The organism is Paenibacillus liaoningensis (genome assembly GCF_059609455.1).
This window is the reverse complement of record NZ_JCAALU010000008.1, coordinates 1-25,407: the sequence shown is the minus strand read 5'-3', so window position 1 is coordinate 25,407 and position 25,407 is coordinate 1. Positions and strand designations below refer to the sequence as shown.

General features: G+C 50.9%; 22 protein-coding genes and 1 pseudogene. 2 read left to right on the top strand and 21 right to left on the bottom strand.

Features of this window, described 5'->3' with window-relative positions; genetic code table 11:
* Nucleotides 1–52: 52 nt before the first annotated feature.
* From recG to AC6B99_RS12990, 4 genes are read right to left on the bottom strand one after another with little or no spacing between them, the layout of a single operon-like run.
* Nucleotides 53–2,104 carry an ATP-dependent DNA helicase RecG gene (gene recG, locus AC6B99_RS13005; RefSeq protein ID WP_496663586.1) on the bottom strand — a complete coding sequence of 684 codons (2,052 nt, stop codon included), beginning with the start codon at nt 2,102–2,104 and terminating at the stop codon, nt 53–55.
* A gap of 12 nt (nt 2,105–2,116) precedes the next feature.
* Entirely contained in the window at nt 2,117–2,971 is an 855-nt protein-coding gene (locus AC6B99_RS13000) for a DegV family protein (protein ID WP_056038505.1), read from the bottom strand.
* A gap of 56 nt (nt 2,972–3,027) precedes the next feature.
* Nucleotides 3,028–4,827, bottom strand: coding sequence for a DAK2 domain-containing protein (locus tag AC6B99_RS12995; protein ID WP_494881161.1), 1,800 nt, complete (start codon nt 4,825–4,827; stop codon nt 3,028–3,030).
* Between the two features lie 18 nt (nt 4,828–4,845).
* Nucleotides 4,846–5,205 carry an Asp23/Gls24 family envelope stress response protein gene (locus tag AC6B99_RS12990; RefSeq protein ID WP_046230618.1) on the bottom strand — a complete coding sequence of 120 codons (360 nt, stop codon included), beginning with the start codon at nt 5,203–5,205 and terminating at the stop codon, nt 4,846–4,848.
* 396 nt (nt 5,206–5,601) lie between these two features.
* Here AC6B99_RS12990 and rpmB point away from each other — a divergent pair, with 396 nt between their 5' ends.
* Nucleotides 5,602–5,790, top strand: a complete 189-nt coding sequence (rpmB, locus tag AC6B99_RS12985) for a 50S ribosomal protein L28 (RefSeq protein ID WP_046230617.1) — start codon at nt 5,602–5,604, stop codon at nt 5,788–5,790.
* Between the two features lie 107 nt (nt 5,791–5,897).
* Here the strand turns inward: rpmB and spoVM are convergent, their stop codons facing one another.
* The 12 genes from spoVM to coaBC all read right to left on the bottom strand — a co-directional run bounded on the left by spoVM (nt 5,898) and on the right by coaBC (nt 19,009).
* Nucleotides 5,898–5,978: a stage V sporulation protein SpoVM gene (gene spoVM / locus AC6B99_RS12980; RefSeq protein WP_040711006.1), complete on the bottom strand. Its 81-nt coding sequence runs from the start codon at nt 5,976–5,978 to the stop codon at nt 5,898–5,900.
* 183 nt (nt 5,979–6,161) lie between these two features.
* Nucleotides 6,162–6,443 carry a hypothetical protein gene (locus AC6B99_RS12975; RefSeq protein ID WP_056038513.1) on the bottom strand — a complete coding sequence of 94 codons (282 nt, stop codon included), beginning with the start codon at nt 6,441–6,443 and terminating at the stop codon, nt 6,162–6,164.
* 127 nt (nt 6,444–6,570) lie between these two features.
* On the bottom strand, nt 6,571–7,215 hold the full coding sequence (gene rpe / locus AC6B99_RS12970; protein WP_494881159.1) for a ribulose-phosphate 3-epimerase: 645 nt from the start codon (nt 7,213–7,215) through the stop codon (nt 6,571–6,573).
* A 7-nt stretch (nt 7,216–7,222) separates the two neighbouring features.
* A complete protein-coding gene (rsgA, locus tag AC6B99_RS12965; RefSeq protein ID WP_494881154.1) occupies nt 7,223–8,164 on the bottom strand; it encodes a ribosome small subunit-dependent GTPase A in 942 nt (313 codons plus the stop codon).
* Nucleotides 8,148–10,340: a Stk1 family PASTA domain-containing Ser/Thr kinase gene (gene pknB, locus AC6B99_RS12960; protein ID WP_056038522.1), complete on the bottom strand. Its 2,193-nt coding sequence runs from the start codon at nt 10,338–10,340 to the stop codon at nt 8,148–8,150. The genes rsgA and pknB overlap by 17 nt, the downstream gene beginning before the upstream one ends.
* Nucleotides 10,327–11,109: a Stp1/IreP family PP2C-type Ser/Thr phosphatase gene (locus AC6B99_RS12955; RefSeq protein WP_056038525.1), complete on the bottom strand. Its 783-nt coding sequence runs from the start codon at nt 11,107–11,109 to the stop codon at nt 10,327–10,329. Before AC6B99_RS12955 ends, pknB begins: the two co-directional genes overlap by 14 nt.
* Nucleotides 11,110–11,115: 6 nt before the next feature.
* On the bottom strand, nt 11,116–12,162 hold the full coding sequence (gene rlmN / locus AC6B99_RS12950; RefSeq protein WP_056038530.1) for a dual-specificity RNA methyltransferase RlmN: 1,047 nt from the start codon (nt 12,160–12,162) through the stop codon (nt 11,116–11,118).
* A gap of 104 nt (nt 12,163–12,266) precedes the next feature.
* Complete coding sequence (gene rsmB / locus AC6B99_RS12945) at nt 12,267–13,802, bottom strand: 16S rRNA (cytosine(967)-C(5))-methyltransferase RsmB (RefSeq protein ID WP_494864009.1); 1,536 nt, start codon at nt 13,800–13,802, stop codon at nt 12,267–12,269.
* Complete coding sequence (gene fmt / locus AC6B99_RS12940) at nt 13,799–14,776, bottom strand: methionyl-tRNA formyltransferase (RefSeq protein WP_056038536.1); 978 nt, start codon at nt 14,774–14,776, stop codon at nt 13,799–13,801. Before fmt ends, rsmB begins: the two co-directional genes overlap by 4 nt.
* A gap of 4 nt (nt 14,777–14,780) precedes the next feature.
* Nucleotides 14,781–15,266, bottom strand: coding sequence for a peptide deformylase (def, locus tag AC6B99_RS12935; RefSeq protein WP_046230610.1), 486 nt, complete (start codon nt 15,264–15,266; stop codon nt 14,781–14,783).
* 27 nt (nt 15,267–15,293) lie between these two features.
* Nucleotides 15,294–17,789: a primosomal protein N' gene (gene priA / locus AC6B99_RS12930; protein WP_496663498.1), complete on the bottom strand. Its 2,496-nt coding sequence runs from the start codon at nt 17,787–17,789 to the stop codon at nt 15,294–15,296.
* Entirely contained in the window at nt 17,786–19,009 is a 1,224-nt protein-coding gene (gene coaBC / locus AC6B99_RS12925) for a bifunctional phosphopantothenoylcysteine decarboxylase/phosphopantothenate--cysteine ligase CoaBC (protein ID WP_494864011.1), read from the bottom strand. Before coaBC ends, priA begins: the two co-directional genes overlap by 4 nt.
* Nucleotides 19,010–19,346: 337 nt before the next feature.
* Between coaBC and AC6B99_RS12920 the strand changes: the two genes are divergently transcribed.
* Nucleotides 19,347–20,252 (top strand): J domain-containing protein, encoded by a 906-nt coding sequence (locus tag AC6B99_RS12920; protein WP_496663497.1) that lies wholly within the window; start codon nt 19,347–19,349, stop codon nt 20,250–20,252.
* 117 nt (nt 20,253–20,369) lie between these two features.
* On the opposite strand, the gene AC6B99_RS12915 is transcribed toward AC6B99_RS12920, so the two are convergent.
* The 5 genes and pseudogenes from AC6B99_RS12915 to AC6B99_RS12895 form a co-directional block, all read right to left on the bottom strand.
* Entirely contained in the window at nt 20,370–21,209 is an 840-nt protein-coding gene (locus tag AC6B99_RS12915; RefSeq protein ID WP_496663496.1) for a peptidoglycan-binding domain-containing protein, read from the bottom strand.
* Between the two features lie 396 nt (nt 21,210–21,605).
* Nucleotides 21,606–23,032 (bottom strand): annotated as a pseudogene (locus AC6B99_RS12910) (IS4 family transposase).
* Between the two features lie 256 nt (nt 23,033–23,288).
* The gene (locus AC6B99_RS12905; protein ID WP_056038557.1) at nt 23,289–23,747 is read right to left on the bottom strand and encodes a RidA family protein; all 459 of its coding nucleotides are present in this window, start codon (nt 23,745–23,747) and stop codon (nt 23,289–23,291) included.
* A gap of 188 nt (nt 23,748–23,935) precedes the next feature.
* On the bottom strand, nt 23,936–24,805 hold the full coding sequence (locus AC6B99_RS12900; protein WP_494865051.1) for an EamA family transporter: 870 nt from the start codon (nt 24,803–24,805) through the stop codon (nt 23,936–23,938).
* A gap of 509 nt (nt 24,806–25,314) precedes the next feature.
* The coding region (locus AC6B99_RS12895) for an IS3 family transposase (RefSeq protein WP_496663585.1) at nt 25,315–25,407 on the bottom strand (93 nt) is incomplete at its 5' end.

Here is a 25,407-nt window from a genome sequence, read left to right as displayed (position 1 = left end):
TTGGCATACCGTTTTCACGTTTAACTATATGCCAGAGCTTCCCGGAAATTGCCTAATCGAGCTGTTCTCCTTGAAAAAGTTGATCCCGATTCAGCTTAGCCTGTATTCTTGCATAAGCCGGATTATCCCAAAAATCATCGCGGGCGCACAGCTCAGCCGCATCATCCCGCGCCATTTCCAGCACCTCAAAGTCCGCCGCCATGTCCGCAACACGAAATTCCGGCAAGCCGCTCTGCTTCGTTCCGAAAAAATCGCCCGGCCCCCGGATTTCCAAATCCCGGCGCGCTACCTCGAAGCCGTCATCCGTTTCCGTCATGACCTTCATGCGCTCGCGCCCTGTCTCCGACTTTGGATCGGCGACCAGCACGCAATAAGATTGATGGGCGCCACGGCCAACCCGGCCCCGCAGCTGATGCAGCTGCGACAAGCCGAACCGCTCGGCATCCATGATGATCATCAGCGTCGCATTCGGAACATCGACGCCAACCTCAACTACGGTCGTAGCCACGAGTACATGCAGCTCGTTCGCACCGAAAGAGCTCATGACCTGTTCTTTCTCAGCCGCGCTTAGGCGCCCATGCAGCAGGCCGATTTTCAGATCGGGAAAAGCTTGCTGAACCTGCATATACTGGTCAATGGCATTTTGCACATCCAGCTTCTCCGACTCCTCAATAAGCGGGCATATCATATAGGCTTGTCTGCCCTCTCCTACCTCGCGGCGGATAAAACCAAGCACGCGGTCCATCATGCTATGCTTGACCCAATATGACTTAATCGGCTTGCGCCCATGCGGACGCTCACGAATCGTCGATACATCCATATCCCCGAAAGCAGTAATCGCCAATGTTCGGGGAATCGGCGTCGCCGTCATCGTCAGCACATCGGGATTCATTCCTTTGCGACGCAAAACGCTGCGCTGATTTACGCCAAAGCGATGCTGCTCGTCCACTACAACCAGACCGAGACTGCGGAAAAAGACCGTCTCCTGAATAAGCGCATGCGTACCGACGACAATATCGATCAGGCCCATCTGAAGGCCAGCGAATACATCGCGGCGGCGGCGCTCCGTCATGCTTCCCGTCAGCAGTCCAACCTCTATATCCATGCCCTCGAACAGCTTCGTCAAGGAACGCATATGCTGCTCCGCCAATATTTCCGTCGGAACCATCAGTGCGCCTTGATGGCCGGACTTCACTGCTCCATACAGCGCAATGGCGGCAACGACCGTTTTACCCGAGCCGACGTCTCCTTGGAGCAGCCGATTCATGCTCGCAGGCTGGCGCATGTCGACCAACAGCTCATTTACAACCTTCTTCTGCCCATCCGTCAACTCGAATGGCAGCGTAGCCGCGAATTGCCTAATCGTCTCCGCTTCAATCGAATGAGCGATGCCATCGCCCCGCTTGCGGCTGAGCATTCGGTACGCCTGCAATTTCAGCTGAAATAGAAACAGCTCCTCATAAACCATCCGCCGCCGCGCTTCGAGACCTTCGCGTATATCACCCGGCTCGTGAATGTGCAGCACCGCATCACGGCGAGGAATGAGCCGGTGCCGCTCCATAAGCTCAAACGGCAGCACCTCTTCGATCATCGCGCCATATTGCTGCAAAGCCTGCTTAATCGTCTTGCGCATCCATGGCTGCGTAATCGCCCCGCCGACGGAATACACAGGCTGCAGCGTCCCTGATTTGGCAGAGCCGGCCCCTTCCGGAAACTCGGACTCCGAGACGGTCATCTGCTGGCGATGCTGCTCCCACTTGCCCGTCAAAATAATCGTACGGCCAGGCGTCAGCTGATCCCTTAGAAAATGGCGGTTAAACCATACCGCCGTAACGAGCAAAAAATCGATCTCAATTTTACAAGTGAGCCGCGATTTATTTTTCCCGTAACGCTGCAGCACGGGCATGCCCCGCACAACTCCTTGCACGGTAGCTTTGTCTCCATCCTTGACATCCGCTAGCGCGCGAACGCGATAATCCTCATAACGAAATGGAAAATAGTCCAGCAAATCGGCAACGGTATGAACGCCAAAGGCGTGAAGCTCTTGCTCCTTCGGAGCGCTCACGCCTTTAATTTGCCGGACGGAATATTGCTCCAGCGTCATCATAATCATTCCTCACACTTTATACATAAATACGGCCGATGTACCAGGTCCCACATGAGTGCCAATCGTCGCACCAATCGTTATAAAATCAATGAATGCCACATTAGGCTTGTCTCTCAGCAGCGCCGCAAGCTCCTGCGCCGTCTGCTCGCCGTGCGTCCAGCCAATCGCAACCCCAACGCGATCACTGCCAAAATCCTTGTCGAGCATTTCCATGATGCGCTGCATCGCTTTTTTCGTACCGCGCACCTTATCGACAGACTGAACCGTACCTTCCTGGTCCAGCGAAAGAATCGGCTTAATATTTAAAATCGAGCCAAACAACGCCGCAGCCTTGCCGATTCGGCCGCCCTTCTGAAGAAATTCCAGCGATCCAACCAGAAAATAAAGGCTGAGCTCTTGTTGAAGACGAGCTACTTCTGCCAAAATCGCCTCTTTAGAGGCGCCTTCGCGAGCCATCCGTGCTGCCGTAACCACCTGAATGCCATAGCCATACGAAGCCGACTTGGAGTCAATGACCGTTACGTCCGCCTGCTCATCCAGCATCGACTTAGCTATGACACCGGACTGATAAGTGCCGCTGAGTACAGAAGCCAAATGAATAGAAATAATAATCGCTTGCGGATCATCGTGCAAAATCCGTTCATATACTTCAAGAAACTCCGCCGGAGACGGCTGTGAGGTTGTCGGAAGAACAGGAGAAGCTATCAGCTTTTCATAAAACTGCTCTTTCCCAATTGTCACGCCATCCAAATAGGTTTCTTCACCGAACAGCACCTTCAGTGGAATAACCTGAATGCCAAGCTCTGCACATCGTTCAGCCGGAATATCGGAAGTGCTGTCGGTAATAATATGAATGTTCCCCATCTTCGCCACCCCTTTCATACCCTATAAACGATTGCTATTTCACTAGTTCTCCATCCTTATTCCACTGCGAACAAATAGGGATAAAGCGGCTGTCCGCCCTCTTGAACTTCAAGCTCTGCATCCGGATAAGCCTCTGCCACCCATGCTTTCAGCGCTTCCGTATCTTCAGCCTTCGCCTCTGCTCCAGTCAGCACCGTAATGAGCTCGCCGCCGTCAGCCATAAGCTCAGCTATGAGCAGACGGCAAGTCTCGGCCAAATCTGCATGTGCCGCAACAATGGCCTTCTCCTTAATGCCGATAAAATCGCCTTCGCGAATGCTCACGCCATCGATCGTCGTGTCGCGAACCGCGTGCGTCACTTGGCCGGAAACAACTTGCCCGGCAGCATTTTTCATCCAATCCGTATTGCGCGAGACGGTCTCATCCTCTTTGAAAGCCAGTACCGCTGCAAGCCCCTGAGGAATCGTTTTTGTCGGGATAACCGTCACGTTGCGCTCACTAAGCTCCGCCGCCTGTTCAGCAGCAAGAATGATATTGCCGTTATTCGGCAGCAAATAAATATGATCCGCGACGAGCGATTCAATCGCCTTGACGAAATCCTCCGTGCTTGGGTTCATCGTCTGCCCGCCGGACAGCACAATATCCACTTCATTATCCAGAAAAATGTTCGAAATGCCTTCGCCCAGCGCTACAGCAATAATGCCGAATGGCGCCAGCTCATGAACTTGTCCAGGCGGCACAACCGCCCCCGACGTTCCCGCCAGCAGCTCTGGCGAGGAAATGCTTCCCGTCAGCGCATAATCAGGCAGTACCGCGTAGGATGGAATCGCTGCTTCCTCCTCTAGAAGCTCGCGGTGCTGATCACGCATATTCAAAATATGCAGGTTCGTCAGCTCGCCATACGGCAGCGCCAAATTCAGCACATCACCCGGCCTGCGGGAATGCACATGAACTTTAATGATATCGTCCTCGGCGATGACGAGAATGGAATCTCCATCTTTGCCAAGCGCTTTCTTGAAAGCGTATTCATCAAAAAACGGCGCAGCTTTGCCCCTAGGCTTGCGATTTATAAAAAACTCCATGTCATAGAAAAATTCAATATCCGCCGTCTCCAGACGGGATTGTGCAGCAAAATTCGTCGTCTTAAGCGGAGCGGGAGCTGGTTGTGCCCTCGGAATGCTTACTTCTTCAGGCGGCGCTGCTTCAGATAACAGCGAATAGCTTTCATACGACCCTTCGCCTTCAACTAAATAGCGCACAAACCCTTCATAAATAAGCACTAGTCCTTGACCGCCAGAATCAACAACGCCAACCTGCTTAAGCACAGGGAGCATATCCGGCGTACGCTGAAGCGTTTCATTCGCTTTATCGTAAACCTCTTTCATCAGCTCAGTGACATCATTCGTACGGCGTGCAAAAGCAACGGCATGCTTTGCAGCTTCCTTCGCTACCGTCAATATCGTTCCTTCCACAGGCTTTACAACAGCTTTATAAGCAAGATCAACACCGTGCTGCAAAGCCGCTGCAATCTGCTGGGGGCCTGCTTGCTCAGCGTTTACAAGCCCCTTGGAAAAACCACGGAACAGCTGTGACAAAATAACGCCGGAATTGCCTCTAGCTCCCATCAGAAGCCCTTTAGACAATACTTCCGTCGCTTTGCCCAAGTGGTCGGACGGCTTGCTGCGCAGCTCACGAATGCCCGAGGCAATCGTCAAATTCATATTCGTTCCCGTATCGCCATCAGGCACAGGGAAAACATTCAACGCATTTACCTTGTCGACATTTTGATTTAACAACTCAGCGCCCAGCACGGCCATGGCGGTAAAATCGGAACCGTTAATGAAGCCCTTACTCAATGAAAATTCCCCTTCCTGCTATGTAGATACCCTAACATCCTGCACAAATATATGGACCTGGTCCACGTTAAGACCAATAACATCGCTCATCACATATTTTACTTTCGTCTGAATATTATGCGCTACTTCTGAAATTTTCGTGCCGTAGCTCACAATAATATACAAGTCAATATAAAGTTTATCCTGTTCTCTGCGAACTTCAACGCCGCGGGCCAGATTGTCTCTGCCCAAAAGCTCAGCAATGCCGTCCTTTAATTGTTTGCGAGAAGCCATCCCGACAAGGCCATAACAATCCAGCGCAGCGGAACCTGCCATGACGGCAATGCATTCCTCTGTTATGAAAATTTGGCCAAGTTCAGTGCTGAGCGCAAGTGGCATGGAAATTCACTCCTTTATCGTGTAGATCTCACAGCTATTTCCCGTCTAGCATGAATTACCCCGTTTAAAGTCAAATGCTACTGAAGAAGCAAGCTAATTCCTTGACTATTTATTATTGTACTATAAACTGTTACGTTATAGAAGGGCAGACGGTGCCAACCTTGGGCAAAGCGCCATAAAAAACAACAGTTTTAGTTGCTCAGACATCACAACTATGATACGATATCAAAGTATGTTTTTGTGCAGGCTTCTTCGACGCTTTTTCAAGCCAATGAAGCGGTTTTGCTCACGCAGAACCGGGAGCTTATGCTACGATGCGGTTTTGCTTATGCAATAACTGACAGCTTATGCTAACAATGCGCTTTTAGCTCAGCACTACTTGAAGGAGGTGTACTCATGTCCCGCAAATGTTTTCTAACAGGCAAAAGCCCTGGTACAGGCAATAACGTTTCCCACGCTAACAACAAAAACCGTCGTTCTTGGGGAGTAAACGTTCAGAAAGTTCGCATTCTAGTTGACGGTAAACCGAAACGTGTTTATGTCAGCGCGCGCGCTCTGAAATCCGGCAAAGTAACTCGCGTATAATTCATCTCCTGCAGCTTTATGCTGTATGGTAGACAAAAAGCACCTGGGCTCAGGTGCTTTTTATTGTTCACATAAACCACGATCATTCGAAGGCGGCTGCAAAGGAACTAACTTTTTTGGAAGGTATTCAAAATCGCCTTTACGAACCCGCCCAAAAATTTCGGCAGCTTGATCGTGTAAAATTTCATGCCCATCCCTCCTCAGACACGCTCATCGAAATGGTGACTTACATGCTTTTTCTTCCCGCATACACATGCTATGTTTCACGCAAAAAAATGGCTACACGAACCTTCGTTCATGTAACCATCCTATGCGCTTAACCTTAGTCCTATTCCATTTCAACGAGTGTGGAAAACCCCTCTACGCAATGCTTACGCCATTGGTGGCGGATTTTCACTGACGAATTGGATTGCCGTATAAACCAATACGGCCAAGAAATAAAACAGCAGCCCCAGCACAATAACCGTTATACGTGCCCATAGCTTCTCAACCCTTTTGAAAAACTGAAAAATCAAATACAAAGCAAGCAAAGAAAAAACGTATTTGATTACCCCAGTCAAAATAGAGAAGGCTGCCAGCAGCAGGCCTATCCCGAGCGCAAATAGCAGCACCCACAGCCATGTCTTCCCTCGAGATGTCTCGTATTCTTCCATTACAGCCTCCCAAGTGCAACCAGCTGTGCCACTAGAGCCAGAGACATCAGCGTTCCACATCGAAATACAAGCCTATTCACTCGCAACCCTAGCAGCCATTATGTAACATCATAATAAGATATGCCACCTAGCGTAAAACGGATATAGCTGCCGCGCGATCGGCTTGAGCAAATACCGCATTGCCGGCAACGAGTACATTCGCGCCCGCCTCCGTCACAAGCTTAGCCGTTTCTTCATTGATGCCGCCATCCACCTGCACATGCACATGCTGCAGCTCGCGCTCCATAAGCATGCTGCGAATTTGACGCAGCTTGTTAAGAGAATAAGGGATAAACTTTTGTCCGCCAAAGCCCGGATTTACCGTCATGACCAATATGAGATCCAAATCGCCCAGCACAGATTCCAGCACAGATACAGGAGTCCCTGGATTAATAGCTACCCCTGCCGGAAGGCCAAGCTCCTTAATTTGATAAATCGTACGGTGCAAATGCACACATGCTTCTGCATGTATGGTAATCCGATCAGCACCAGCAGCTGCGTAATTCGCGATTGACAGCTCCGGACGCTCGATCATCAGATGCACATCAAAAGGCAGCTTCGTTGCCGACCTTACAGCCGCAATGACAGGAGGACCGAAGGTTAAGTTCGGGACGAACTGTCCATCCATGACATCTACATGAATCCAGTCCGCTCCTGCCTGCTCAATACCTGAAATTTCTGCTCCGAGGCGGCTGAAATCAGCCGATAAAATAGAGGGTGCTATTATAGTCATGGGTTTGTCAGTACCTCCGTTTTTTATCTTTCATTTCATTTAAAAACTGCAAGTAATTTTCATGGCGGCTTGGTTCGACTTTCCCTTCTGCCAAAGCAGCAAGGACGGCGCACCCTGGCTCCTGCACATGCGTGCAGCCACGAAATTTGCAATCCGGAGACAACGCGCGAATTTCCCGAAAACAGTAGCCTAAATCTTCAATGCCAAGCTCGGTGAAATCTAGCTGGCTAAAGCCAGGCGTATCGGCTACATAACCTCCGCCAATTTCAATCAGCTCCACATGTCTCGTTGTATGCTTCCCCCGTCCAAGACGGTTGCTAATCGCATTCGTCTCAAGCTGCAGCCCCGGAACAATCGCATTAAGCAGCGAAGATTTCCCTACGCCCGATTGACCGGCAAAAACCGCCAAATGCCCTTGCAGCCGCTGCGCAAGCTCCTCAATGCCCTTGCCTTGTCTGGAACTTGTCCCATATATCTCGTAGCCAATGGCCGAATAAATGCGGTTGACAGAAGCAGCGGCTTCAGCAGCCGCTTCTGTCTCCTCGCCATCATGCTCCAAATCCTGCTTGCTGAGGCAAAGCACCGCTTCTATTTCCGCATGCTCGATATGTACAAGAAACTTATCGAGCAGCGTTAAATTGAGCGCTGGCTCCGTTACGGAAAACACCAGCATCGCCACATCAATATTGGCTACCGGAGGGCGTATAAGCTCGGATGAGCGGGGCAAAACCCGCTCTACCGTCCCCTCGCCGTTCTCCGTCAAGCTATACACAACTTCGTCGCCGACTAATGGCGTAATTCCTTTGTTTTTCAAAACGCCGCGCCCGCGGCATTGTACCGTTGCATCCTGAGATTCAGCATCATCAGGCAGTACATAATAATATCCACTGAGCGCCTTCACAATGCGTCCGCGAAGCTCAAGAGATGCGTGATTATGGCTGCTGCTCATCTTTTCCCTTGTCTTTTCCTTTCGCTTTTCCCTGGTCGCTTCCTTGGTCATTGCCGTTGTTAACCTCCGATTGGTCCGGCTCCACTGTCGGTTCAGGAGCTGGCGATTCCGATACGACCGGCTCTTCAGTAACAGGCGTTGTCACCTGTTCGTCTTCGCCCGGCACCGTGACTGTTGATGAACTGCTGCTTTGCGCCAGTTGATCATAAGTGACGGATTTCGTATCTACAAACTGGCTGTCCCGATAAATCGTAATCATGGCCTCGGTATTCGGTGCTAGGACAACAGTTACGGGAAACGTCTGGGTATCTTGAATTTGGTTTCTGCCCCATTCAATGTTTTGCCCTCTGGAGTCGGTGTAGACGATGCGGATTTCGCTCGTTTTTCCAGCCTTCGCAGGCGAAATGACAACATTGAACTGATGCTCTTTCGCTTCTGCAGAAGGACCTGAGCTGACTCGAATGGTGATTTTTGTGCCTTTCGGAACAAGGTCATTTGGCTTGTATTGATCTTGATTAAGCACAAGGCCCTTGGCCTGTACATAGCTCGGCTCATACAAAATATCATCGTCTGATAGCGTCAGCCCATTCGCCTTCACCATATCTTTAGCCTCAGCTACTGTCTTGCCAATTAAATTCGGCATTTTTATCGTTTCCATGCCTTTGCTGACCATAAACTGGAATTTCACCGTATTCGGATCAAAATCCTTTCCCGGCTCCGGCTGTTGTGTAACAACCGTATCCACTTCCTGCTCGCTGAATACTTCTTCAACATCGATTTGCGTATCCGGATCAATGCCCAGCGCAGAAAGCTCATCCTTAACCGCCTGCAGCGTCTTGCCCCGGTAATCGCCAAGCTTCTTCAGCATCGGCCCATCACTTACAGATAACTGGATGAACGAGCCCTGCTTGACGCGCATATTTCTCTTCGTCTGCTCAAATACCTGATTGACCGGTATATCATCGCGGTACTCCCGTATCGTCGGCTCCTGCACCTTCAGCCCGAGCTCCTTAAGCTCTGCCGTCGCCTGCTCCAAATCGAGGCCGACAACGTACGGCACATCCACTTCCTCAACGTCCAGCCGGTCGAGCAATGTTACGAATCCCCATATAATGAATGCCAGGACAACCAGCGTGCTAGCCACGATTATCGTCGGTCGCTTCCAGCCTTTTGCTTTCTTGTTCAGAACTTCTTTATCTCCCTGCCGGCCCGTCTGTCCCGAAGAAACCTCCGCCTTGTCATAGCTTGACTCGCTCTGGCGAATAGGGCGGATATCACTGCCGCGAATGGCTGGCATGACACGAGTCTCATCCAAATCATTCACATGGGCAAATGAAACCTTCTCCTCATTCCTGCGATTAGGCGCAAGGCAAGTTTCCAGATCGTTCAGCATTTCCTGGGCCGAATGGTATCGTTCCCCCGGATTTTTGCGCATCGCCCGTAAAATGACATTTTCCACACTTTGGGGAATATGAGGATTCACAACACGCGGCTCCTCAAATGTGTCCTGCAAATGCTTCAAAGCTACGCTGATCGGGCTTTCTCCCAGAAAAGGCAAATTGCCAGTCAGCATCTGATAGAGCACTATGCCAAGGGAATACAAGTCGGATTTCTCGCCAGTGCTTACCCCTTTCGCATGCTCAGGAGAAAAATAATGGACCGACCCTAGCACGGAGCCTGTCTGAGTAATTGTAGAAGAAGTAACCGCACGGGCAATACCGAAATCGGTTACTTTGACCCTGCCATTTTTACCAATCAAAATATTATGTGGTTTAATATCGCGATGAATAATATGATTCTGATGGGCATGACCGAGCGCATCGCAGATTTGAATGGCAATACGAACCGATTCATCCGCCTGCAGCGGGGCACGCTCCACAATAATCTCATTAAGATTGCTGCCTTCGATATATTCCATAACGATATAATGCGTATCTTCCTCTTGTCCTACATCATAGATGCTAACGACATTCGGATGGGATAACGCAGCTGCCGATTGCGCCTCACGGCGAAATCTGCGAATAAATTCTTCATCATGCACAAACTGCTGGCGCAGCACTTTAACCGCTACATTGCGGTTCAACAGGACGTCATGGGCTTTATAGACAAGCGCCATGCCGCCTCCGCCGATGCGAGTCAGAATTTCATAGCGACCGCCTAAATTATGCCCTATCATCAGCTGTACACTCCTCTCGATCTGCGCTGGAATTTACTTGCAGCAGCACGACGGTCACATTATCGTCCCCGCCGGCGCGCAGCGCCAAATGGATGAGATGCTCCGCTTTATCTTTCAGGCTCGCTCCACCCTTCGTTACTGTATGCATAATTTGATCATCGCTGACCATGTTCGTCAGCCCATCGCTGCAAAGCAGAATGAAATCATCGGCCGAGTAGGAAATCGTCTGTATATCAACCTCAACAGATGCATCGGTGCCTACCGCACGGGTGAGCACATTGCGCCGTGGATGAACGGCCGCCTCCTTCTCGCTGATCTGCCCTGATTTCAGCAGTTCATTGACAAGTGTATGATCCTCCGTCAGCTGCACAATGCAGCTTTTGGATATGACATAAGCGCGGCTGTCCCCGATATGCCCGATGACGGCTTCCCGCCCTTGAAACATGGCAGCAACTATTGTAGTGCCCATATTATAATATTGCTCATTGCGCGATGCCATATCATAAACGACATCATTCGCACCTACAATGGCCTTGCGCAAAAATGCCTTGCCTTCCTCAATAGAAAAGTCAGGTCTCGCCGTAATAGGCTCCAGCATTTCACGGAATGTATTCACTGCCAGCTGGCTCGCTACATCGCCCGCCTGATGGCCGCCCATCCCGTCAGCGACTATAGCAAACGTGATGCCATTATCCAGCTGTCCTACCCATGAATGATCTTCATTGACTTGACGAACTTTTCCGATATCGCTCAGGTTTGCCGTAATCAAACGTTATCACCTCGTCGTAGACTCCATGTGCTTCGCACGAAGCTGCCCGCAAGCGGCGGCAATGTCATGCCCTTGCTCCCTGCGAATCGTTGCATTTATTTTGTTTTTCTCCAGTATACGCTGGAACTCAAAAATATCCTCCCGCGGCGTACGCACATAATTTCGCTCCGGCACATGGTTGACCGGAATCAAATTGACGTGGCACAGCAGCCCTTTAAGGACATCCGCCAACTCCTGCGCATGCTCGGGACGGTCATTGACCCCGCCGATCAATGCGTATTCAAACGAAATCCGGCGGCCTGTCTTAGCCAAATAATAACGGCAAGCCTCCATCACATCGTCAAAAGGAAAACGGCGGTTAACCGGCATCAGCTTGGAGCGCAGCGTATCATTCGGCGCATGAATGGAGAGCGCCAGATTGATTTGCGTATTTTCGTCGGCAAATTTGTACATGCTCGGCACGATTCCGCTCGTCGAAACGGTAATGTGGCGCTGGCCGATGTTCAGACCTTTCTCGTGAATCATCGTGCGCAAAAACATCATCGTCGCATCATAGTTCTCGAACGGCTCTCCGGAACCCATAATAACGATGCTTGATACGCGCTCATTCGTTACGTCCAGCATTTGCTGTGCTACAACGACTTGGGCAATAATTTCTCCAGCCGTTAAGTTCCGCTTCAAACCGCCGAGCGTCGACGCACAAAAAGTACAGCCAATCCGGCAGCCGACCTGCGTAGTCACGCAAATGCTGTTGCCATAGTTATGGCGCATAATAACGGTCTCGATCGCATGGTTGTCATGCAGCCCGAACAGAAACTTGACAGTTCCGTCCTTGGATTCGAATTTCGTTATTTCGGAGAGCGTTACAAATTGAAATTGGTCAAACAGCTTCGATCTGAGCGATTTGGACAAATTGCTCATTTCTTCAAAGCTGGTTACACGCTTAACGTACAGCCAATCGTACAGCTGGCCGGCGCGAAACGCTGGCTCGCCATTCTCTTTCATCCAATCTTGCAGCTGTTCGAGCGTATAGTCGTAAATAAAAGGTTTCATTAAATTATCACACCTGACTGTATAATAGCGCGGCAAAAGCTCTCTACCTGCGCCGCTGATGATTTATTTTACCACAAACGTCCATCATGAACCACAGGCAACGATTAGGCGCGCCTCAACAGGCGGGCAATGAAGAAACCATCGCTGCCGTAATGCTGCGGAAGCAGCTGCGCATAACCTTTAAACGCCTCATCGATCGCTCCCGCCTCCTGCAAAGCATGGACAATAGCTTCCGGCCAGTTGCGGTCCAGTTCAAATTCAGGATGCGCCTGCAGAAAACGCTCCACCTGCTCCTCATTTTCGGACCGTTCAATGGTACATGTGCTGTAGACAAGCACACCACCAGGCTTAACAAGATCGCTCACCGCTTCAAGCAGCTCGCGCTGAATGTCCGCAATAGCTGCTACATCAGCTGCCGTCTTCGTCCACTTGATTTCTGGCTTTCTCCGGATGACGCCAAAGCCTGAGCAAGGCGCATCCAGCAGCACAGCATCCATTGAACCGCTGGCAAAACGCTCAGACAGCTGCGCTGCATCACTTGTTATGGCCTCCACGTTCGTCAAACCGAGCCGCGAAGACTGGTCAATAATAAGCTGCCGTTTATGCGGGTGCAAATCGTTCGCCCACACTTTGCCTTTATTACCCATGAGCTCAGCCAAATGCGTCGTTTTGCCTCCCGGGGCGGCACAGCAATCCAGCACCTGCATGCCGGCTGCTGGTGCGACGACCTCGGCTACGAGCATGGAGCTTTCATCCTGCATCGTCCACAGCCCTTCGCGGAAACCGGCCGTCTCCACCAAGTTGCCGCCGCGGCGAATCGTAATGCCTGCGGAAGCAAGCGGCGATGCTTCGGCGTCAAGTCCAAGCTCAGCAAGCTGCTCAATCGCTTCTGCCCTTGTTCCTCGGACGGGATTGACCCGTACGCTTCCATGCGGAGAATCATTGCCCGCTGCGCAAATGGCTTCAGTTGTTTGCTCGCCGTAAGCGAGCACCCAGCGCTTAACGAGCCAGTCGGGATAGGAATGAAGGATCGCGAGTTTTTCCGCCGGTGATCCAGCTTTAATTGCAGACGGTACAAGCTCTGCACGGCTGCGATCCATACTGCGCAGCACCCCATTGACCATGCCGGAAATACCTTGATGTCCCCGCTTCTTGGCAATGGCAACCGCTTCGTTAACTGCGGCATGCACCGGAATCCGGTCCAAATACAGCAGCTGGTAAGCACTCATCCGCAGCAGCTGATGAACCCATGGCTGCAGCTTATTAAAGCCCTTCGCCACGAATCGCGCCAGCCAATAATCGAGTGTGCGCTGATGCTGAATCGTCCCGTATACGAGCTCTGTAGCAAGACCCGCATCCGCACGAGATAAATTAGCATCCTGCAGCGACTGGTTGAGCTTGAGATTGCTGTAGGCACCGGCCCCAGCAACACTTACCAAAATATCCAGCGCCAGCTCCCTTGGCGTACGAGGTACACGCGTCGAGCTGCTTTTGCGCGCTCCCGCCTGACCTGCCGCTTGGTTGCTCCGGCTGGACGCTTGTCCTTTAGCAGCCCCAGCAGTGCGGGACTTGCTGCCTGTTTTGCCCCCGGCCTGCGGGCGGCGTCCTTGCGCAGGCTTAGCCTGCTTCTGCTCACTCATTGCTCTGCACCGTTTGCCATGCTTGCTTCGCCGAAGACAGTCCCTTCAGCCAGCCGTGAGCCTTTCAGCCAGTCAGCCGCCGACATTGCTTTTTTGCCTGCTGGCTGAATTTGCGCAAGCACGAGCACGCCATCACCCGTCTGTACGGTGATTCCCGCTCCACTTGCTTCGCGCACCGTTCCCGGCAGCGCTGCAGCAGCACTACCCGCGCCAGACGTCTCCGCTGGCTTGGCGCAAGCCCATACTTTGAACAGCTCGCCGTTCAAATAAGTGAATGCACCGGCCATAGGCGACAGGCCGCGCACTTGATTATAGATTTGGCGGGCGGACTTCGCCCAATCGATCCGTTCGTCCTCACGCGTCAAGTTAGGCGCGTAAGTAGCAAGCTCGTGCTGCTGCTCCGTAGCCGTCGCTTCGCCTGAAATAATGCCCGGCAGCGTCTGCTCCAGCAGCTCCGCTCCAGCCGCGCTCAGCTTCTCAAACAGCGAGCCCGATGTATCCTCATCCGTAATCGCAACTTCGACCTTGCTGATCATATCGCCAGTGTCCAGCCCTTCAGCCATATACATAATTGTAACGCCAGTTACCTTCTCGCCGTTAATAATCGCGCGTTGAATCGGCGCCCCCCCGCGATAGCGTGGCAGCAGCGAGCCATGAACGTTAATGCAGCCAAGACGCGGCAGCTCCAGCACACCTTTGGGCAAAATCTGCCCATAGGCTGCGGTCACAATTAAATCAGGGCGATACTGCGCCAGCGCCTCTACCGCTTCGCTGCTGCGCATACGCTCAGGCTGCAATACCGGCAAGCCTAAGGCTAGTGCCGCTTCTTTCACAGGCGGAGGCGTAAGCGTCCGCTTACGCCCCTTTGGACGGTCCGGCTGCGTGACAACTGCCACGACCTCATAGCCGTTATTAATTAACAACTGCAAAGAAGGGACGGCGAACTCCGGCGTCCCCATAAATACAATACGCATGGCCTTATTCGCCGCCTTTTTTCTGTCTTTCGGAAATATCGTACACGCTCTCTGCGAGATCCGTGAACAAGATGCCGTTCAAATGGTCAACCTCATGCTGGAACGCACGCGAGAGGAAGCCTTGTGCTTCAACCGTAAACGTCTCTCCATCGGAGTTTTGACCTTTTACGACAATGCGGTCTGAACGCATCACATCTCCGTTTAAGTTCGGAATACTTAGGCAGCCCTCAGGTCCGAGCTGCTCGCCTTCTTCTTCTACGATGACCGGATTGACCATTTCGATCAGTCCATTCTCATCGCCGATATCTACCACGATGACACGCTTGGAAATGCCGACCTGCGGAGCCGCTAGACCGACGCCATCAGCGTCATACATCGTTTCCGCCATATCTTTAAGCAGCTTTTTCAAGTTGGAATTAAATTTAGTAACTTCCATAGCTGGCTCCCTCAAAACGGGATCAGGATCTTTTACAATAATACGAATGGCCATTGCCGTTCCCTTCCTTTACGACGAAATCTATAATATGACTTGCGGATCTACATCAATGCTGAACTGCACAAGCTTCTGAGGCGAGCCTGCAACGAATGGCGCAAGCGCACCGCGCAGAAGCGCAGGCACATCAATGTTCCCCCGATATTTTATCACACATTGAAAACGGTAGCGATCTTTCATTCTCGATATAGGCGATGCGACTGGCCCAAGCACCTCAAGCGCACGCGGCAAACCCGCTCCAAGCGGTCCTAATACGCCTTCGTCAGCTGCCAGCTCGCGCAGCCGCTCCGCAAACTGCTCTGACACCGAGGACAGCAGCGCAAGCTGCTCATGCGACATCGTGACCAGTACAAGCCGGCAATAAGGCGGATAGCCCATGACGCCGCGATGCTTGAGCTCCTCTTCGACAAACCGAATGTAATCATGCTTTTGCGCGGTTGTAACCGCATAATGCTCGGGTGAATAAGTCTGGACAACGACCTCCCCTGGCAGCTGATGGCGGCCAGCACGGCCTGCCACCTGTGTAAGCAGCTGAAACGTCCGTTCCGCTGAGCGAAAATCCGGCAAATTCAGCGACGTATCCGCTGCAATAACGCCCACTAGCGTTACGTATGGAAAATCAAGCCCCTTCGCTACCATCTGCGTGCCAAGCAGCACATCCGCTTCACGGTCGCCGAAGCGCTTCAGCAGCTTCTCATGCGCGTTTTTCTCCGTCGTCGTGTCCACATCCATCCGAATAACCCGAATGCCGGGAAACAGCTTGGCAAGCTCCTCTTCTACGCGCTGCGTCCCCGTACCAAAAAAACGGATATGCTCGCTTTCGCAGGACGGGCAGGTTTGCGGCGCCTGCTCCGCATGACCGCAATAATGGCAGCGCAGCAGCCGCGACTTCTGATGATACGTCAGCGAAATATCGCAGTGCGGACAAAGCGCCGTGTAGCCGCAGGAACGGCACATGACGAAGGTGGAATAACCGCGCCGATTGAGCAGCAGCACAGTCTGCTCGCCGCGCTCCAGCCGCTGTACAAGCCCTTCATGCAGCTTGCGGCTGAACATCGAGCGGTTGCCTGCCGCAAGCTCCGCACGCATGTCAATGACCGTTACGGGCGGCAGCGGCCTGCCACCAACGCGATCCGGCATCGGCAGCAGCGATGATTCGCGCCCTTCTGCAGGACGCCGGCTCGCCGCCGCATACGATTCAAGCGATGGCGTCGCCGAGCCTAATACGACAGCTGCGCCATGCTGCCTTGCACGCTGCACAGATACATCTCTTGCATGATACTTCGGGCTTTCCTCCTGCTTGTAGGAAGACTCATGCTCCTCATCAATAATGACGAGGCCAATGCGCTCAAAGGGGGCAAAAATCGCCGAACGGGCGCCAATGGCTACCTGTACTTTGCGGCTTCTAATTTTGCGCCATTCATCATAGCGCTCCCCATTGGACAAGCGGCTGTGCAGCACTGCTACCGCATCGCCAAAACGTCCTTTAAACCGTTCGACCATTTGCGGAGTTAGCGCAATTTCCGGGACAAGCACAATCGCCTGCTTGCCTTGCTTTAGACAATGCTGGATCGCTTGCAAATAGACCTCGGTTTTGCCGCTGCCCGTCACGCCATGCAGCAGCAATACTTGCGGCTCGCCGCGCGTGACCGCCTCTGCTATGCGGGTGTAAACGCTCTGCTGCCCCTCGGTGAGCAGCAGCGGAACCGTCCGCTCGAACTCGCGGCTCGCATAGGGATCGCGCTGCTGCTCTATTTCCCGCAGCTCCAGCAAGCCTTTGCCTGCAATCGCGCGCACGCTTGCTGGTGATCCGCCTGCTTCTGCAAGCAGCGCTTGCAGCGCAATGGGCTCGCCTCGCTCCAGCATGAAGGCGAGCAGGTCGCGCTGCTTGCCCGCCTTTGCCGGCCATGCTGCCAATGCTTCCGCAGCCGCTTCCTTATCTGCTGGCGGAAACACCGTCAGCACCTTGCGAATGGCCAGACGGTCGCGAATCGCTGTCTGCTCAAGCAGTACACCTTCCTCCAGCGCCGCTTTAATATCCGGCGCATATTGCGGAAACCGTTCCTTCAGTGCTTCCAGCTTCGTCTGCCGCTGCCGCGAGAGCATATCCAGCAGCTCCTGCGGCAAGCGGCTTGCAAGCTGCTCCTGCTCCTCGTCTGGCGATTCGTTCAACGACACATAGCGCTCGGCCTTGCCTTTAAGCGCAGCGGGAATCATCGCTTGCAGCGCGCTTGTCCAGGAGCAGCAATATTTGTCGCTCATCCATTTGGCCAGCCCAATCAAGTCAGGAAGCAGCGGCGGCAACGGATCAAGCAGCTCGGCAACCGCCTTGAGACGGCGACTGTCAACTTCAGCCTCTTCTGCCAGCTCCACAACGAAGCCTTGCAGCACACGGCCACCGAAGGGCACGCCAACCCGGCTTCCCACCTCAATCCAGCTGGACATTTTCGCCGAAACCTCGTAATCGAATGGCCGATCCGTCTGGCGGCTCGGCACATCTACTATCACTCTGGCAATCATTCGCCAAAGCTCCTTTGAATAGGAAGCTGTGAAAGCAGCTGCACCGCAACTTCCAAAATGCGCCTTGCCGTCTCGCGCTTGGACAATAAAGGAAGCGCCTCTATCAAGCCTTCCTTGCCAAACAGCTGCACAACGTTCGTATCGCCGTTGAAGCCTGCCCCTTCCGCGCTCACATCGTTGGCTACGATGAGATCGCAGTTTTTGCGCGTCAGCTTATCCATCGCATAATGCGCGATCTGCTGGGTTTCGGCGGCGAAGCCAACGAGCAGCTGATGCGTCTTGCGCTCCCCAAGCAGCTGCAAAATATCCATCGTGCGCTCCAGCTCAAGCGTGAGCGTCTCGCCCGTCTTTTTCAGCTTCTGCTCCTGCTGCTGGGTCGGGCGGTAATCGGCAACAGCCGCCGCTTTAACGACGATGTCAGCCGTTTCAAAATGCGCGGTGACCGCATCCAGCATTTGCTGAGCGGATTCAACCCGCACCAGCTTTACGCCTGCAGGCGGTTCTACAGTCGTCCGCCCCGCGACAACGGTAACCTCAGCGCCCATCAGCCGCGCAGCCTCCGCGATGGCAAAGCCCATTTTGCCCGATGAATCATTAGTCAAATATCGTACTGGATCAAGCCGCTCCACCGTGCCGCCAGCGGTAACGAGCACCTGCTTGCCTGCAAGCTTGCGGCTGCGGCTGAACCACTCTTCAATCGCATGTACGATTTCCTCTGGCTCGGCAAGCCTTCCTTTGGCCACATAACCACAGGCAAGCTGTCCCTCGCCTGGGTCCACGAACATGACGCCACGATCCGCTAATGTCTGTAAATTTTGCGCCACGGCCGGATGCTCATACATATGCACATTCATAGCTGGAGCCACAAGCACCGGGCTCGTTGCTGCAAGCAGCGTCGTGCTGAGCATATCATCGGCAAGCCCATTTGCCATTTTGCCAATGACATTTGCAGTGGCGGGAGCAACAACGATGAGATCGGCATGATCCGCCAAATGAATATGCGACACGACCGCCGGATCCCTCTCGTCAAAGGTGTCGATATGCACCGGGTTGCGCGACAGCGTCTGGAGCGTCAGCGGCGTAATGAAACGGGCGGCGGATTCGGTCATTATGACATGCACCTTAGCCCCTGCCTGCACCAGCCGGCTGCAAAGCGTAGCCGCTTTATAGGCGGCGATCCCGCCAGTAATTCCTAATATAATTGTTTTATTAGTAAGCAAGGTCCATCCCCCATTACAACAATGCTCTTAATCTATGGTATTGACTGATTTGTGCCAACCCATCCCTGTCTATTAGCTTAAAGCGCAAGGCAGCAGCACGTTTTTTCTCGTTTGAGAGCGCTTTGATGCACCCATGGCGCTAGTTTTGAAGCTAGCTTTTTCCTATCATACCATATGATCACTGAATCCGCAGTCTGTTCGATGCCCGGTCCATCTCGCCCAGCTAACACGCACGAATCTGCGGACAACCGCGAAAATTGGCATTTGTCCGCTTAAATCCGTATACTAGAGGGTAGGATTTATACTGATATTTTTAAATAATAGCCGAGGTGACCCCATGGAAGATGTAAAACAAGCCTACGCAAAGCTGGGCCTTCCCGAAAACGCTTCAAAAGAAGAGGTCGAGAAGCGCTATACCCTGTTGCTCCGCCAATCCCGCTCCCGCGCACAAACCGCAGACAATGAGGAGACAACGGCAAATGAATTCAGCCAAGTGACCGCCGCTTATAAACGGATACTTGAAGCGGAGGACCAGAAGTTCAAGCAAGCGTTCAATGAGAAGGAATATGGAAAGTTTAAAAATATGGCGTCTGCCGCAGAAAAAACCGACCATTTCTGGCGCTACTATAAATACCATGTTTTCGGTGGCATTGTGGCGATTGCTCTCATTATTTATGGCGTTATAGCTTATATGGACCATCGCGAGGAGCAGCGCTACCTGGCAAGCCTGCCGCCGGTGGATTTATCGATCATGTATTTTGGCGAGTATTTTACAGAGGACAATAAGCAGGATATGGCTGTTCTTGAGCAATCGCTGCTGGACAAGTTTCCCGAATGGAAACGGTTTAAAGTTAACCTGACCTATGTGCCGCTTGATGCTAAAGATGCCGTCGATATGGCTTCCCAGCAAAAAGCGATGGTTGTCCTGGCGACGGAAAAGCCCGATATCTACATTCTCGATACAGCCAGCTTCGACTGGATTAGCCCGCAGGGCGTTCTGCAAAACCTCGATGATGCAGTGAGCGGTGAGCTGAAGTCCTCCGTTACTGAGAGCGAGCTGGTCAAAAAAACGACGAAGGATGAACCAGACGAGCATGTCTACGGCATCGATATCAGCAGCAGCCCGCTGGTGAAAGATCTTTCCGTGCTCACACCGAAAAATTATATCGTCGGCGTCCGAGTGAACAGCGAGAATACAGATAAAGCGATTCAATTTATCGATAAGTTTTTGCAAGCGAAGTAACTGCCCGTCCTTAAATAAACGTTTGAAAAATAACTAATCAAAAAACGAGCCTATAGAATCTCTTCTATGGCTCGTTTTTTGTATATGATTCTGAATGATTCGCTCATTCCACTTCTTTTAGTAATATGATTTTGGTTTTGGCGCTACAGTTGGCGCTGGTGTTGTCGGCGCCGGAACTGTAGTTGGCGCTGGCGTTACAATTGGAGCAGGGTTAGTAGTAGGAGCTTGTCCGCCGCCGATACCTTGACCACCGCCTTGACCGGCACCGCCGCCATTTCCTTGGCCTCCACCTTGGCCTGCTCCGCCACCAATGCCTTTGCCTCCGCCTTGGCCGGCTCCGCCACCGATGCCTTGGCCTCCACCTTGGCCTGCTCCGCCACCAATGCCTTTGCCTCCGCCTTGGCCGGCTCCGCCACCAATGCCTTTGCCTCCGCCTTGGCCTGCTCCGCCGCCGATACCTTGGCCTCCGCCTTGGCCAGCTCCGCCGCCGATCCCTTGGCCTCCGCCTTGACCTGCTCCGCCGCCGATACCTTGGCCTCCGCCTTGGCCAGCTCCGCCACCGATACCTTGGCCTCCGCCTTCTCCTTTAATGCGGAGGTTGCCCTTCGCTCCGCTTTTAGCCTTTGCTCCCGAAGGAAACTTTACTTGGCTGTAAGCATAAGTAATGGATTGGAACGTCCGGCTGTCGACTGCACCGGTTACTGGAAGCCCATGCATTTTCTGAAAATACTTAACCCCCTTTACGGTCAAACTGTCGAATTTTCCGTTGATTGGGCCAGCATAGCTTCCCATTGATTTCAGCATCCCTTGAACGACATATACATCCGGCCCATGATCACCTTTTCCAAAAGCCATGCTCGTGCTCGGCATGCTCATCATCAAGGCGAGAGCCAGAAATAAGGCCCCAATCGTTTTCCCCAATTTCCTGCGAGAGGAAATGCTCCAGTCCCATTTCATGCAGTAGACACCATCCTTATTTATTTTTGATATTGTTTTGCTACACGCCTTACTATTCCCAACTTTTAAAATTCATTCCGCGATTTGCGAAAATCGGTCATGTAAGGAGGCAACGAGGCTCTATCTTCAATCATTAATTGCATGTTAAACACAAGAAAACCGCTTACTAAATAAGCGGCTAATCCAAACTATCGTTTATCGTTACATTTCATTTCAAACAAACCTCTGCCTATAAAATGGGATGATATTGGCTCAATCCCATGCCCATCAAGCTAAGAACCTTCAGTTTGGATTCAAGTGAGGCATTCTCCTATTTTTATAAGTAGTCGTATTGTTTCCTTAAAAATAAACATGCCAAATTAAGCCTAAACGACGAGGCTGTTTTTAAAACGTTAACTATGCAACCTTCTTGGTAGACGTGGCATACTCGTAAACAACACCTAAGATATCAAAGACTGTTTTTTTCTCATAGCGGTGGGACTTTCGCCCGTTTTTTTCTAACAGAAGAAACAGACGAGACAGGATTTTCGATATGGCTTGGGCATTCTTTTGTATGGCTTGATGCAGGATGGCATGTAATCCTTGATCATATAAAAGGCTTTGTATTCACTGAGCTCTCTTTTCTTCCGCCATAGAAGTTGCCGCATCTGAAACATCGTTGAGGAACAAAGCAAGATACCGATCAACTGACCATAAAGATGACATTGCAAGCGTTCAAGTTTGATCTCTTTACAGTGGTGGATCTGGAAGAATGATTTCCATGTTTTAAAGAGAATCTCAATTTGCCAGCGTAAGGAATACAGGTCATGCAGGTGTATCCCAGGTACCCATTCCATTGGAATATTTGTTATATAAAAGTTCAACGCACTGAGTTTCTTGCTGCGTTCGGAGTACGTAATCCCTTTCTTTTTCTCCCGAATTTCCTGGTCTTTGTCTCTTTTTTTGATCTGGGTTTCCGTTAAGCGATAGACGACAAGCCGCGCAGGTAATTTTTCATACATGCCGATGTAGACATCAGGAATTTCTAACGTTTCCCCTGCTTGTAGACCTTCCATGATGTCTTCCATCGACAAGGGGAGGTATTCCGATTTCTTCTTGAGCGTGCCGTCCCGAAAATACTCTGGATTCTCGTTCTTTTGATATACCCGTGTGTTGAGTTTTAAGCGTGATATGTAATAGGCCTCTTTCTCATGGATGGTATGTAAATCTTCTAAGCAGAAATATCCTAAGTCCCGAATGAATACATCCTTTTGTTGAATGTCCTGTAAACATGCGGAACCGTAGGTTTTGTCATTTTCCTTTCCGTGACTCGTATGCAGATGAATGAACTGCCCACTCTGCAGATCATATTCCAGTTGGATTTTAACACCAGCGGTATGACTACATCCGCCTGTACCCTTATAAGACGCAGCGAAGCTGTCCGGGAGCTGAAAGGTCGTAGAATCGAGAATTCGAATGCGGGAAAAATAGCCAGAATACTCGCTTGGTATCGTTCCGGACGTATAGCGTGTTTGCTTGAGTAAAAGCGAAACGATCCGCTGCAGTAAACGCACAGCAGCTGCGTTAAAACGCTGATTCAGTCCTTCGGGACTCATGAGAATCCCTGTTGTTGCTTCTAACGTACTGCAAAGCTGATTGAGAGAAGTCGTAGCTATTCGTTGACTTACCCATACACACAAGGCGACTAAATCTTATGCACGATATTTACTGGTTCGTGTGACGAATCCTGCTTCTTTGGCTAGTTGGGTGAGTGCAAGAGGAGATAAATGTCGTTCCAGTTCCTGTGAAAACAAATGAAGATCATCTGAAATACCAAGATGTATCATAAATGCTATCCTTTCATTAGTTGGTCTACTGAAAGAATAACGTTTTTTGTTTCGGGGAGGTAGTATTTTCCTCCACTTGATAGGCATGGGGCACGGCCACATGCCCATCAAGTGGAGGATTTTCATGTTGGAATCAAGTGAGGAATTCTTCTATTTTCATGGCTTTGTTAAATTCTAATATTGATATTTTACCATAAGAAAACCGCCTTAACTGAACAGGCGGTTTATTGAACTCCCGTCTTAAAACACCTTTCTATTCATCAACTTCAAATATTGAGTCAATTATGATTGGAAGATTGTCTCTAACGGAAACAGCTCCAAACACTGAACGTGCATGAATGCCCTTATCTCCGAACACGTCCAGCATAAGATCAGTACAACCATTTAACACTTTATGATGTTCTTCAAACTTAGCGTCGGCATTAACAAAACCCTGAATTTTAACCACCCTTTTCACATGCTCCAGCGAGTTTAAAGCTGATTTCAGTACAGCTAAAATTTCAATCCCAGTTTGTCGTGCAAACTGATAACCTTCTTCTGTAGTATAGTCCTGACCTAACTTACCTTTCGGGTTTCCAGTGGGCCCTTTACCTGATACGAACAATAACCCGTTTACTTTTACGAAGTTTGCATACTTAGCCGCTGGTTCGCTTGCACTTGGTAAAACGATTCCTAACACTTCTAATCTGCTTGCTATTGTTTGTTCAGTCATTCAAATACCTCCCCTCTTCGGAATGGAAAAATTATACAATAACGTGAGCGGCGGGACTAAGAATAGGCTGCATGCCGGTTTTAACCATGATTGTCTCACTTTATATTCAATCTACAACTTAATTTTCTTCGAACAGGAGCAGCTGCCACGAAGTCTGCTCTCTGGTTATTCAACTCGCTTTATCCTTCCTATTCATGCGAATGCTTTTTGCCGAATGCAGTCCAGTTCACAAGAAATATTCCGATGCCAATGCAAAATCCCCCTAAATAAACATACGTATGTATAGTCTCGTTATGGATGATGAACCCCGAGAGTACACCAAAGAACGGGGCTAAGAACAGATAGGCGCTTGTTTTCCCAGGATCGCCATGACTTAGCAAGTAATACCATGCTGCAAATTGCACAATGGAACCCATAATGGCCAAGTACAATACAACCGACACAGAAGTTAGATTGATCGTAAGCTGCGGCGTTTCCATAACGGCACTCAGCAATAACAGAAGGAGACCGCCGAATAACATTTGATAAGCCGACATCACCCATGTATTGAATTGCGTCCCCCATTTTTTCACCAAAATAGTGGCTACAGCCCACGAAAGCGCAGCTCCCAGCCCCAACCAGGTACCCGTTGTTAATTGCAAATGGGATCCTAGGGATAAGAATACCCCTGCAAATCCTATACATACCCCAAGCCACTGGGATATTCGGTATTTCAAGCCGAGGAACCATGTCCCCAAAATTACGACCAGGAGCGGATTAACAAAGGTCAGTATAGAGGTCTCCCCCGACGGAAGGGTACGCATGCTCAGGAAGATACATCCCATAACTCCCGTCGTCTGAAATAGTCCTATTACGAACAATTTAGATCCATCCTGATAGGATATAGGCAGCCGTTTCATCCTGACAAATAAGGCCATGATGAATCCCGCAAACGTAAATCGGATCCCCACAAGCAGCAAGGGCGAGATATAGGATAAACCGATCTTTCCAACCGCAAATGAAGTGCCCATGAGCGAGGTGGCAAGCACAACTAGCAGTCCAAATACATAACGGTTCATGATATTCTCCTCTTTCTACATTTTGTAAGGTTATGGTAGCATGAGAATACTTCGGTGGTCATCGAACCATACATGTAAGGAGATGACTGACATGAGTACAAAATTGAGGCCGAATATCGTACAGGCAGCTAATCTAATTGGTGATCCGTCACGTCTTGCGATGCTAATTGCTTTGTTTGGATGAAAGGCTATCCCCGCTTCTGATTTAGCGCATGCTGCCCGAATTTCTCCACAGACTGCCTCTTCACATCTATCCAAAATGGTAGAAGGAGGCCTGCTGATTCATGATTCTTACGGTCGGCATAAGTACTTTCGGCTTGTCAGCCCTGAGGTAGCACATGCCCTCGAATCCCTTCTGGCTATTTCACCACCCAAATCCGTAAGTTCACTCCGCGAATCCGATGAACTTAAAACTTTGCGTCATGCTCGGACTTGCTATGATCACTTGGCTGGTAGGATTGGTGTAGACCTAACGGATCGGTTACTTGATATGGATTGTCAACAGAAAATTAGACAGCTTTTTTAAGGGCTGTAAGGCGATATTGAACAGGTGTCAGGTATCCCAGCGTTCCGTGAATTCGATGCTTGTTAAACCAGTTAAC